Source organism: Bartonella saheliensis, assembly GCF_902162175.1.
Genome location: NZ_LR607230.1, coordinates 1 through 12,613 on the forward strand (window position 1 = coordinate 1; position 12,613 = coordinate 12,613).

At 38.0% G+C, this 12,613-nt stretch carries 8 protein-coding genes; 2 read left to right on the forward strand and 6 right to left on the reverse strand.

Going from position 1 to position 12,613, the window contains the following annotated elements; translation table 11 throughout:
- Positions 1-577: 577 nt before the first annotated feature.
- The 5 genes from FS875_RS08070 to FS875_RS08090 all read right to left on the reverse strand — a co-directional run bounded on the left by FS875_RS08070 (position 578) and on the right by FS875_RS08090 (position 9,144).
- A complete protein-coding gene (locus FS875_RS08070; protein WP_144755453.1) occupies positions 578-1,468 on the reverse strand; it encodes a metallophosphoesterase family protein in 891 nt (296 codons plus the stop codon).
- A gap of 838 nt (positions 1,469-2,306) precedes the next feature.
- Positions 2,307-4,403 carry a glutamine amidotransferase gene (locus FS875_RS08075; RefSeq protein ID WP_144755456.1) on the reverse strand — a complete coding sequence of 699 codons (2,097 nt, stop codon included), beginning with the start codon at positions 4,401-4,403 and terminating at the stop codon, positions 2,307-2,309.
- Positions 4,400-7,204, reverse strand: coding sequence for a DUF4159 domain-containing protein (locus FS875_RS08080; protein WP_144755459.1), 2,805 nt, complete (start codon positions 7,202-7,204; stop codon positions 4,400-4,402). Before FS875_RS08080 ends, FS875_RS08075 begins: the two co-directional genes overlap by 4 nt.
- Complete coding sequence (locus FS875_RS08085) at positions 7,201-8,112, reverse strand: DUF58 domain-containing protein (protein ID WP_144755462.1); 912 nt, start codon at positions 8,110-8,112, stop codon at positions 7,201-7,203. The genes FS875_RS08080 and FS875_RS08085 overlap by 4 nt, the downstream gene beginning before the upstream one ends.
- Complete coding sequence (locus FS875_RS08090; RefSeq protein WP_144755465.1) at positions 8,113-9,144, reverse strand: AAA family ATPase; 1,032 nt, start codon at positions 9,142-9,144, stop codon at positions 8,113-8,115.
- A gap of 248 nt (positions 9,145-9,392) precedes the next feature.
- Between FS875_RS08090 and FS875_RS08095 the strand changes: the two genes are divergently transcribed.
- Positions 9,393-10,646, forward strand: a complete 1,254-nt coding sequence (locus FS875_RS08095) for a CCA tRNA nucleotidyltransferase (RefSeq protein WP_144755468.1) — start codon at positions 9,393-9,395, stop codon at positions 10,644-10,646.
- Between the two features lie 570 nt (positions 10,647-11,216).
- On the opposite strand, the gene FS875_RS08100 is transcribed toward FS875_RS08095, so the two are convergent.
- A complete protein-coding gene (locus FS875_RS08100) occupies positions 11,217-11,693 on the reverse strand; it encodes a tRNA (cytidine(34)-2'-O)-methyltransferase (RefSeq protein WP_144755471.1) in 477 nt (158 codons plus the stop codon).
- Positions 11,694-12,093: 400 nt separating this feature from the next.
- On the opposite strand from FS875_RS08100, the gene petA reads away from it, so the two are divergent.
- Positions 12,094-12,613 (forward strand): ubiquinol-cytochrome c reductase iron-sulfur subunit (gene petA, locus FS875_RS08105; RefSeq protein WP_144755474.1); only part of this gene is annotated, 520 nt, incomplete at its 3' end.

Sequence of the window (12,613 nt, forward strand, 5' to 3'; positions counted from 1 at the left end):
GTTGCGTATCATAGTAGGGGGCTATTTCAAATCTATTTGCTATAAATCAATCAACATCGTTTGTTTATAAATTACAAGGGGAGATGGATTATTGAAATTATACGTTTTAGTTATTATTGGACTTTTTATTGTCATTAATATTTAGGTATAGAAACTAAATGCGCTTCTCTATATCTTACAAAATATCATGATTATAGGAGGATGAAGATTTTGCCTATGAGATGTTTAGGGAGAGTGTGCGATGATGTGTAATGGCAAGATTTATAGCACTTTGTGAGATAAATTACAGGGATAATTAGTTGGTGAAATCCGTACGAAAAGAATCTAGATTATTTATAGATCAGATAGGGAAAAAGTCTTCATCCTTAAGAATGAGAAGGAAGTAAACCAATGATTTATAAAGTCAATCACGTAAGTGGGATTGGCAATGGAGCCTTCTGAGAGAAATTGATTTGTCGACAAAGAAGATGAAACTTTGTCTTGTTAAAGGGAGAAGGACAATAAAATTATGATTTATGACAGGGATATGAAGTAAAAATATTTTCGTTTTTTGTTGTTTTGATAACTTTGGAAATATTTAAAGATTAATTGTTTCAGTACAGGCAATCTCATTTTGGGGATTAATAATGCTATAACGTTGCAACTGGCAGTGCCATTGATTTTGTAAGCGTTCAATGGAAAATAAGTTAAAGCCCGCGGGTGGTTTTTTATCACCAAAAGCTTGTGATGCGGAAGGAACACCAACAATAGGAATTTTTTTAATTGGTCCTTCAATCCACTTCAATGTGGGTAAATGAGTATGTCCGTGAAGAATAAGCTCGCAACCGTGCTGTTTGATAACCTCTTGAAAACGTTTTATATCTCGTAGTTCTTTATGCCAAGACGTTGCCTTGGGAAAAGGGGGATGGTGGATCATGACAACACGAAAAAGGTTGCGCTGTGCTGCTTCTTTTAAAAAGTGTGGTAACGTTTGCGCTTGTATTTTACCAAAATAACCAGAAGCTTGAAAAGGAAGTGTCGCAATAGCTGAAGAAGCAGCTATGATGGCGACATCTTCGCGAATGCGCATATAAGGAAAAGGAAAGGCACTTTTTTGAGGCACATCCCCTGTGATCCAAGGTTTAAAAAGCATACATGCTTTTTGGAGGGCTCCGCGGACATAAGCATCATGATTTCCAAAGGTCAAAGAAATATTTTGAGGTTGTCCTAAGGTAATGAGCCAACGATGCGCTTGTTCAAATTCCTTATCAAGAGCAAGATTTACAAGATCACCAGAGATCACAAGATGATCAGGCTTTGTCTTATTCAAGGCATCTATTAAAGTTTCGAGGACATTTGTTGCCATTTGACTTTTACGTTTTCTTTGCCAATTTAAGTAACCGGTAAGACGCTTTCCAGAAAGTTCAAAAAGGGAAGGTTTGGGGAGAGGCGAAAGATGTATATCCGATATATGGGCAAGATAAAACATAAAAGCTCGTAGAGTATTAAAAACGATTTAAAGAGCAAACATAAGATAAGTTAGTGTTTAAAGGCAAGAAGGATTGTAAAAGGAAAAAGAGCTTGTTGAAAATATAAGAAAATTTTTTAGAGAATTAATGCTGTATTGTATTTCCTATAACAAAGGACAGCATAATATAAATAGATCATTCTTTAGCAACCGCGATGTCTTTTGTATGATGGGATAAATTTTAAAATGATGGTCATAAAGTTTTAAGATTTTTAAACAGCTTTTATACGACTACATATTATCATAAAAAGTCTAATCGCTTGGAAAAAATGCAAAAGAATTATTGTATTTATCAGAAATTTTTACGGTCTTGCGCTGCCATGTAATGCCTTTAATGGGAGATGTTTCTCAGGCAAAACAGAATGCCTCAAGAGGAATATTCCAAATAAAATATTGTGTTGTTCATTCATATATTTTTTGAAAAAATATTTTCCAGTGCCTTTGATCTCATTTCACGAAAGTTCTTCAAAGCTATGAAAAGTCTCGTTTATAAAGTTTATTCATGAACCAACATCTTTACGCTCATACAAGCTGCAAACCAAAACTGTTATATTATCCCATCAAAACTTTATAAAAATCCTTATTTTAAGAAGATTCTTAAGAGGAATTTTATTTTTTTCTTCAATGGTTTTTATCCATACAGCACCTCTTTTAAGGATGTGCAAGAAAATAACGATAATTGATTTAATATGTAAAGCTCTTATTCAAGATAAAAAATTATTATTATAGATGAATATCTTATCTCATCGTAAAAGATAAGCTTAATTTTAAAAATTACTCTACGCAATCTCAGGATTTTTTAACGGCCTTCACGATACCACATGTTGCTCAACAGTAAAAGACAAACAAGTAGGGCAAAAAAACCAGAAAATACCGAAAAATAAAAGGTATTGATTAAACGCGTTTCTGTCGCTTCTTTCAAAATAATTGAATGTGCTGGGGAAGATAACAGATTTGTTTTTGATTGAATGAGCTTGAGTGGAGGAAGATGAATGTTTTCTTTTCCTTCAGGGTGTAAACGTCCGATGTAGCCCCCCGTGTGTTTAATAATGGGTGCTAATTTTTCTTTTGTTGAAATTAAATCAAACAATTCAAGATTATCGAGCATCCCTACAGAAGATAGTATTGTTAAATCGTCATTTTTGATGGTAAAAATTCCCGTCTCGTCAGTGTCTATAGTTGCAGTGAAGAGACCTTCTTGCTCTTTAGTAAGGAGAATCTTTTGTTTTTTTCCAGAAGGAAAAGTTATCTCAGCGGGTTTTGGATGGTCATTCAGAGTTTGGCGGCGAATTGTTAAATGATGATGGCTGCTGGTCGCACTTAATTTTTCTTCCTCAAGTTCCGGTTCTTTCATAAGCCAATGAGCAATTCGGCGATAAAGAGCCGCATAAGGACCACCACCTTCAAAACCTCGTGCCCAAAGCCAACTTTCATCGGAAAGCAACATACCTACACGCCCTTTATCAACATGGGAAAGAAGTAAAAGTGGCTGTTCATCAGCTCCTTTCATGAGAGCTGTGCCTTTATATGCATCTTGAATAGCAATTTGTCGCAGCCATCGCCCCCATTGAGAAGCTGGAAAATTAAGCGTTGCAAGATCTCTTGTGACAGGATGGCGTTCACCTTCTTTAGTTAACGCGGGGCGAAAAGGTTTTTCAATAATAGTTCCATTGGGCAATGCCGGTAGAATGCTTATTAAAGGTGTTTTCGCAAGTGAGTTTTTTTGGGTAAATTCAGGTCCTGTTACCATCAACAATGCACCACCCTTTTGTACATATTGGGCGATATAATCATAATAGATTAAAGGTAGAACAGCAGAGTGCTGGTAACCATCAAGGATGATGAGATCAAAGTTATTAATCTCTTCAACAAAGAGTTTTCTTGTAGGAAAAACCACCAAGGATAATTGGCTTAAAGGCGTATTATCCGCTTTAGTAGGGGGGCGCAAAATCGTAAAGTGAACAAGATCAATATTAGAGTCACCCTTCAAAAGGTCACGCCATGTCCGTTCTCCATTATAAGGGGCACCTGAAATAAGAAGAACGCGTAAATTTTCTCTGATTCCTTCAATGGTTGTTATGGCGCGATTGTTTTCAACGCTTAGTTCACCTTTGTAAGGCTCAGTGGTTGCTTGGATAATATTTTTTTCAGCATGGGGAAGGGTAACTTCAGTTTGAAAAATAATACCAGGAGTTACAGAATAATGGCCAATTTCTTGTCCATTGACGCTGAGTGTAATATTAGCTTTCTGTGGGATCGTTTTTGGATGGGCTCCTTGATCTTCTACCAAAATGGAGAGCTTTTGTGGTTTATTGATAAGGGCAAAGCGTGGAGGAGAAATAAATTTGATTTGACGATCAAATTCATCTGAGCGCCCTGTTATCAGAGCATTAAGAGGGGCTTCATGATGAAGATCTGATAGATCTGGAATGTCATGCACTTGTCCATCAGTAATAAAAATGGTTCCTGCATAACGAGAGGGCGGTACATCAGAAAGTGCTTGTGTTAAAGCATTAAACAAATTCGTTGAAGGGGCATATTGATGATCAGCAAGTTTTCCAGCTTCAATAAAACGTGGTTCAAATTGTGGATAATGCGCCAATGTTTTAATTAATTGCGCGCGTGCTTCATCACTGTCGTTTATGCGTGTTCCAAAAGTTTGGCTTTTGCTGCGGTCAATGACAATGCCTACTGTACTTTTCAGTGGTTCGCGCTGTTCTTTAATAATCATTGGATTAAGCAAAGCAAGAATGAGAGCGCTCAATGCCATCAGACGAAATAAAGACCCTTGATGTTGTGTAACAAGACCAACAACGACAAAAAGAATGGATATTCCACTTAACAGCAGAATCCAAAAGAGAGGTAAAAAAGGCTGAAAAGTGAAAAGTGGTATCATTGCCTTCTTTCTCTTTTAAAGCGTTCCAAGAGCGCTGGAACATGAATTTGGTCTGCTTTATAGTTTCCAGTAAGCACATAAAGGACAATATTTAAGCCTGCACGAAATGCCCAGAGACGTTGCATTGGATCATTGGGAACAAGGGGATATTTCCATGTCCCTTTTTCATCGAGTGCCCAAGCAGCAGCAAAGTTATTTGCGGTGATGAGCAGGGAACTTACATTATCACCGCTGGTAAGAGAATTTTTATTTTTTTTGTTTGTTGATGAGGATTCAACCCATAAAGGTGAACCACGGTAGAGACCAGGAAAATCTGGCATAATATAAAAGGAACGCGCAATAACATGATCTGTTGAGGCCGGCTCAATGGAGGGAATGTTTAACCCTTTTAAGATGGTTCGTAATCTCTGCGTTTCTGGAGTGGCATCTCCTTCAAGATTAAGATTACTCTTTATCTGATCGCGCGTGTCAAATAAAATGGTTCCTCCATGTTTCATAAAGTTATTTATTTTTTCAATGTTTTTGGAGGTTAGCATAGGACTCTGAACATCAATTGGCCAGTAAATAAGAGGATAAAAGGAGAGTTCATCTTTATCGAGATCAAGTGCTCTAACAGAGCCGGGGGTGAGCATTGTGCGCTCTGCTATAAATTGGCTTAAGGCTTCTAGACCACTTTTACTCGTTGTATCAATTTCATGATTGTTGGTTATAACGTAGGCAAGATGTGTTGCACCAGCAGCTTGCACACTATCATGATCATAATGACTCTCTGTTGTTTGCGCATGAAGCCTTGGATCATATGAAAACAGACCAATCAGAATGATGAGAGGAAGGAAAAACCGATTACGCCATTTATTAAAAGAAAAAACCCCTCCTATCCATAAAATGATAAAATGATCAAAGGCAAATAATAAGAGGGCTAATCCTAAAAGGGGACCGATAAGATTTTTTTCTTTTGTATCATAAGATAAAGGGCTCTTATTAAGAGAAGTTGGTAATGATGATTGTTTCATCAAGCGCGATGAATCAGTTAAGAGGTTAAGTGCATAAAAATTGTTTTTGACACCATAAAGTCCTGGAGGAGTATGATAGGAAGGACGGGGTGAATTTTGGGCATTAAAGATCAGTGGAACAACATCAGAGGGCGGGGCTTGTAATTGCCCATCAGCGGCTATGGTTCGCCAAGGATTTTGTATGCTTGTTCTTTTTTCTCTGTGTGTTGGGTTTGTGTTTTCAAAAGATCCTAATGTAATTAGTTTTTGCAACATTTGTGCAAAAAAACCAGAAAGAGGAAGATTAGACCATGTAGGGTCAGGGGCAATGTGAATGAGAATAAGGGTTCCTTTTCCGCGTTTTGCTGCGGTAATAAGAGGGGTTCCATCAGAAAGGCTGAGCCACGTTTTTTCAAAAAGATCTGGGGTTGGTTCTGCGAGAATTTGGCGCGAGACAGTAACATCTTCTGGAAAAGGAAGATCAAAGAAAAAGCTATTTTTTGCAAAAGGGGCAAGTTTTTGTGGTTTTGTCCAAGACATAATACTCCCAAGAGAACGTTGCCCCTGACGCAGCGGTACCGGAAGCAGACTATCGTAATGTTCTGCACTACTGAGTTTTTCTCCTGCAAAGCGGATGAGTGTTCCTCCTTTATTCACAAAATCAGAAAGTTTTTTTTCTGCTTTTTCAGGGATATTAACCATATCGCCCATAATGAAAACAGATGGATTTTGTTTAAGCAAAAGATCAATATCTGTTGAAAGTTCTCTTCCACCGGAAGTTATAAGCTGTGTATGACCTTGTAATGCTTTGATAATATAATAAAATGGAGCAAGTAAAGGCTGGGCCATTTCATTGGTATCGGGGGAGAGAAGAGCAACACGGCTTATCCTGCTATGGCTGTCTACTAAGAAAGTTGCAGCAGCATGGTTTTGGTTATTGATTTTTATCCAAGCGATATCGTTGCGTAATTCAAGGGGGATATCAAAAGGAACAAGTGCTGTTGTTTGTCCTTCAGAGAAATTTTTCGTAAATTGACCAAGAAGTTGATTATTTGAATCGTAAAGGCTGAGTGTAGTAGGCGTTGTACCGTGTGTGGTTGAGCGAATAATACGCGCGACCATGTTTTCATTGTTATTTTCTATGGATGTTATGCCGGTTAAATCGGAAATATCAGCCAAATACCATAAGAATTTCTGAGGTTTTAATTCTTCAAGTAAAGCAAAAGTTTTCTCATCTTCATCTGTTTGTAATCCATCGCTTAAATAAGCAATATCAAGAGGTTTCCCTTTATTTATTTTACTGAGTTCTTTTAAGATATGCACACGGTTTACAGGCCAAGGACGCGGTTGTAAATGCATTAAATGCTGTTTTATAATCTTTGCTGGTTGGGGTTCTTCATTGAAGATATCATTTTCAGCTGTTGCAACAAGATAAATATTTTTTTGCTGTTTTTCTGCCTGTGCAAGGAGCATTTCAGCGATAGAGATACGTTTTTTCCATTCTTTTACAGATGCCCAACCATTGTCAATAATGAGCGCAAGGGGTTGAGATCCGGAAAAACTTATAGGTTTTTGATTCCAAGTGGGGCGGGCTAGAGCGATGATAACCAGTGCGGCTATGGTTAAACGCAACAAGAGCAACCACCAAGGGGTATGTTTTGCTGTTTCCTGCTGATGAGTGGGTTTGGGTAAGAAGTATAAAGGAGGAAAGAGCTCTTTACGTGGAGAGGGAGGGGTTATCCGCAACAGCCACCAAATGACCGGTAGAAATAAGAGCCCTAATAACAGAAAGGGAGCAGCAAAACTCAAAGTGCCCTCCTTTTTTGCAATGAAGCGTCGCCCATTGTATTTGCAAGATGCAAAATGGTTTCTGTTAAAGGTTGATCTGTTGTGCTAACGTGATAAGACCAGCCCTGTCGTGCACAAAAATTTATCAATTCTTGTCGACGTGCTTGGTATAGCTTACAATAGTTCTTACGAAGATTTTCTGCTTTTCCAAAAATGTGTTTTTCTTTCGTTTCAGGATCAAAAAATTCCGTATGACCTTTGTAAGGAAAGCTTTCTTCTGCAGGATCAGCAATTTCAATTAAATGAGCTGTCACCTGTTTTGTCGATAAAGGAGTTAAATTCTGGATGATTTTTTCAGGATGATCGAGAAAATCACTCATTATAATGGCGTGTGAAAAGCGTGTAATCGTTGAAAAATCCGGAAATGAATTTTCATTTGAATGATTTTCTAAAGCAAAGGCTATTTGTTCTACAACATTGGATGTTATTGTGGGGGGCATTAAGTTAGGAATAGCAATATGTTCGCCACACCGTGCCAGAAGTGATGCCAAGGCAAGGGTAAGAATAATGGCATAATTGCCTTTAGAGGTTTTAGAAAAGCGTGAACAGTAATGCATCGATGGGCTTTGATCAGGCCAAAGCCAAACGGTTTGCGTCATTTGCCATTCGTGCTCACGCAGATACATATTTTCATCACGCGCCGAGCGACGCCAATCAATGCGGGTAATGGATTCTCCTTCCATATAGGGACGAAATTGCCAAAAATTTTCTCCATTACCGCGTTTGCGTTGCCCATGCCATCCGGTTATCAGTGTATTGGCAATATGACGTGCTTGTAAAAGGAGATATGGCATTTGGCCATTATTCTTATACAGCTCTTTTGCCAGCGACAATGGAGACTTTTGTAAAACTTTTTTGCCAATAGCCATTTAAAGGGCATCTTTCACAAGGTTATTGATAATATCTTTTACGGTTATATCTTCAGCACGAGCAGAAAAATTAAGCGCCATGCGGTGTTGTAATACAGGATAGGCCAATGCTTCAACATCATCAAGCGAGGGGGCTAAGCGCCCATAATAAAGAGCACGAGCACGAACACAAAGTGAAAGAGCTTGTGATGCGCGCGGTCCCGGTCCCCAAGAAACATAAGTATTGGCAAGACTATTGTTTTTATCAGGGCGGGCTGAGCGGACAATTTTTAAAATAGCTTCGATCACATTTTCTGAAAGAGGCATTTTGCGAACGATATTTTGAATTTTTTGCAATTTTTTAGCGGATAAAATTGCTTTTGCATTTGATTTTTTTTCTTTTGTTGTTTCCAAAATGATCCGCCGCTCTGTTGTAAGGTCAGGATAGTCAATATCAATTTGCATCAAAAAGCGATCGAGTTGAGCTTCAGGAAGTGGGTAGGTCCCTTCTTGTTCGAGAGGATTTTGCGTTGCAAGAACATGAAAAGGTTGTGGTAAATCATAACGGGTTCCTGCAACGGTCACATGATATTCCTGCATAGCCTGTAAAAGAGCTGACTGTGTGCGTGGAGAGGCACGATTGATTTCATCAGCCATGAGAAGCTGCGTGAAAATTGGACCTTGAACATAGCGAAAAGAACGTTTACCCTCTTTATCGGAATCCATGATTTCAGAACCGATAATGTCTGATGGCATGAGATCAGGGGTAAATTGGATACGTTTTTCATCAAGCCCTAAAACAGCTCCCAATGTTTCTACAAGACGTGTTTTTGCAAGCCCTGGAGCACCGACAAGAAGAGCATGACCACCGGCAAAAATAGCCGTTAAAGCATATTCAATGATATGATTTTGCCCAAAAATGACTTTGTCAATTTCTTGTTGTATAATATCTAATTCTTTGTGCGCCGTATCAATATCCTCAATAATGGCTTGGGCCTCATGTTTAGTATTAACCTTTTTCACAGAATTAGATGCTGGATTACGGTGACTCATATTTTTTCCTTAAAGCGTTTGTCGCAAAAATGGTAATTTTCTCTCTATGATAATGGACATCTTATTGTTTGTAACAGAAAATGAGAAGAAAAGAAGCATCATAAGCTATTTTTTTCATATTCGGTTATAGATAGAGAAAAGTTTCTTTGAAAGAAAGAGGCATGTTTTATAAGGGATGTTTTAAAAACTTTGTTTTATGAAGAGAGTTTTTGAAAGCAATGAAGACAACTTTTTTGAAAGGTTAAAGGGTGAATATAAGGCAGAACTTCAAACAGGCTGCGTGGTTACAACAAAGTGATGTCCAAACACTTCTTCGTATTTTATCTTTAGAGGGGGAAGAGGCACGTATCGTGGGGGGAGCGGTGCGCAATCAACTATTAGGGCAGCCTATTAGCGATATTGATATTGCGACAACCTGCTTACCGCAACAGATTATCGCACGTGTAGAAGAAGCAGGATTTAAAGCTATTCCTACAGGGGTTGCATTTGGTACAATAACAGTGGTTGCGCATTCATGTTCTTATGAGGTCACAACGCTTCGCAGCGATATTGAAACAGATGGTCGTCATGCAAAAGTGGTATTTGGTCGTGATTGGAAAAAAGATGCTGAACGGCGGGATTTTACCATTAATGCCCTTTATTGTGATGCGGCCGGCAACCTTTATGATGATGTAGGAGGTTTGAGCGATATTGCGAGCCGAACAGTTCGTTTTATCGGTGTTGCAGAAAATCGTATTCGTGAAGATTATTTGCGTATTTTACGTTTTTTTCGCTTTTTTGCGTGGTATGGAGCGGGGCGACCTGATGTGGAAGGTTTGAGGGCATGTGTTCGTTTAAAAGACGGTTTAAAAAAACTTTCTTCTGAGCGTATTTGGGCAGAAATGAAAAAGCTTCTTTTAGCTTCTGATCCAACACGTGCTCTTTTATGGATGCGACAAAGCAGAGTTTTGTCACTCATTTTTCCTGAAACAGAAAAATGGGGCATTGATGCAATTCACGCATTGGTGAACACAGAACAGACTCTTGGTTGGAAAATTGATCCCTTGTTAAGGCTAGAAAGTCTTCTTCCTCCTGATCCTATACGTCTTCATAAAATGGCACAGCGCTTGCGTTTTTCCCATAAGGAAACAACACGGTTAAAGGAATGGGCAGAGTTAGAAATAATAAAGCAAAACTGTTCTGATCATTTTGTACAGAAATTGATTTATTTTCATGGGAGACAACCGGTTTTAGATCAATTATCCTTGTCTGTGGCTGCATCACATGTTGATATTCCAGAAAAAAGTGAGGCTTTGCAAAAAAAAGAAGATTATTTCAAACTTTATCAGCTTGCTCAAAAATGGCAGATTCCAACTTTTCCCATTAATGGTAATGATTTAATAAAAAAGGGTTTTTCAAAAGGTATCCTTTTAGGAAAAAAACTTAAAGAACTAGAGATGATATGGATTGAAAGTGGATTTTTAATGGATCGTCATACTTTATTAGAAAAAATTGATTTATAATAATAATTTTCCATTATTCATATGAAATAAGTGCACCAAATATCGTAAGATTATCTTATTTTAAACTTGTTCATATTACATCAATCAAGATTATTTTCTTATTAGTCACAAGCGAGGGAAGTCGTGTGAGAAAAAACGATTATAGGGAAAAAATGTCTCTTAATAAATCATATCAAAGATAAAGATTTTGATAAATAAAAACAGATTAGAGAGAATAAAGATAACGGTTTGTATTTTGTATGAGCATAAAGAGCAGGATGCTCAATGTATTTTTATATGAGAAGTATTTAATCATTCACAGGTGGTGATATGAAATGGAGGTAATGGGCACTAAAAAACGTTTATTGTATCAGCACTTGAATATTGGGCAATGACAGGTGTTATATGCTTTAACTATATTTATAGGATAGCTTATGAGCTTTTAGAGGCTTTACTCCAGAAGTATTGTTGAAAAGTATGGGCTTTTAAGATTTGTAAAATTCTTGAAAAATGATTTTTTCTATTTATTTGAAAACCAGAGTTTATGTATTTTGATCATTCTATTAATGCTTTGATAGAATTATTGTATTTTTATAGATCACAGTTTCCTTCATGATAACCAATTTGGCGCAATGCTTCTCCTGCTGTTATGGCTACGCTCATGGCGATATTAAGAGAGCGAGCCTGTGGTTTCATGGGAATTTTCAATGTGTAATCGGCTGTTTCATGGACATAATCGGGAACGCCAGCTGATTCACGACCAAAAAGTAAAACATCATTTTTTTGATAGTCTATTTGCGTATAGCATGTTTTTGCTTTTGTACTTAAAAGCAAAAGACGGCGGTTAAAGTGTTTCATAGAGCTTAAAAAATGTTGCCAATCAATGTGTCGTTCTAAAGAAGCATATTCGAGATAATCCAATCCTGCACGTTTGAGATTACGATCCGACAGGTTAAAACCTGCGGGTTCAATAATATGTACATGTAAACCAAAACAAGCACTAAGACGTAAAATCGTTCCGGTATTACCAGCAATATCAGGTTGGAAAAGAGCGATATGAAGTGTCATGTTCTTTGTAATATGATTTTTTTCAACTTTGTAAAGAAGCGCCGTAATTTATTCAAAAAATATGGTCAAGAAATATATGATTTTTGTATTTAGTTTTTATGTACTTTAAATTTTAAGGGAAAAAGTTCGGTCAAAGATTTGTTTAAGATAAGAGGGAGTCTCATGATTCGAATTTTCTTCGATTGAGCGATTCATGAAATGAATGGGGTTATTATGGTGGAAAGGAGGATATTTAATGAGGTTAGATCAGTCATTAGGATGGAGATTTGACCATAACAAGAAAGTTTTTTCAGAGGTATTTTTATGGGTTAAAACAATGGTGATTAATCCAAGCATTGTGCAATGGGAGAGGGTATGATAAAAAGATGTTGTAGCAACGTGTCTCTTTGAAGTTAAGGCAATGGGTGAGCAGACGAGGCGGGATTTTCTGTTTTTACTAACAGCTGTTGCAGGAGCAGTTGGAATGGGGGTTGTTGCGTGGCCTTTTATCCGTCAGTTGCGCCCAGATGAGGCTGTTTTGGCAGATGCTTCTGTTGAGGTTGATCTTTCCGGTATTGAAGAGGGCATGTCGGTGACGGTGAAATGGTGTGGGCAGCCTGTGGTTATTCGTAACCGCACTGCGAAAGAAATTGCTGAGGCGCGTGCTACCAAATTGAGTCTTCTAAGAGATCGTCAAGCACGCAATCCTAATCTTGAAGGCGAAGAAGAAGCAACGGATTTAGCTCGTTCAGCAGGTGAGGGGCGTGAGAATTGGCTTATTCTCATTAATCTTTGTACACATCTTGGTTGTGTAACACTTGGCCAATCGGGACGATTTGGTGGATGGTTGTGTCCCTGTCATGGGTCTGTTTATGATACAGCTGGAAGAGTGCGTTCAGGACCTGCTAATTATAACCTCGCCATTCCACCTTATCGATTTC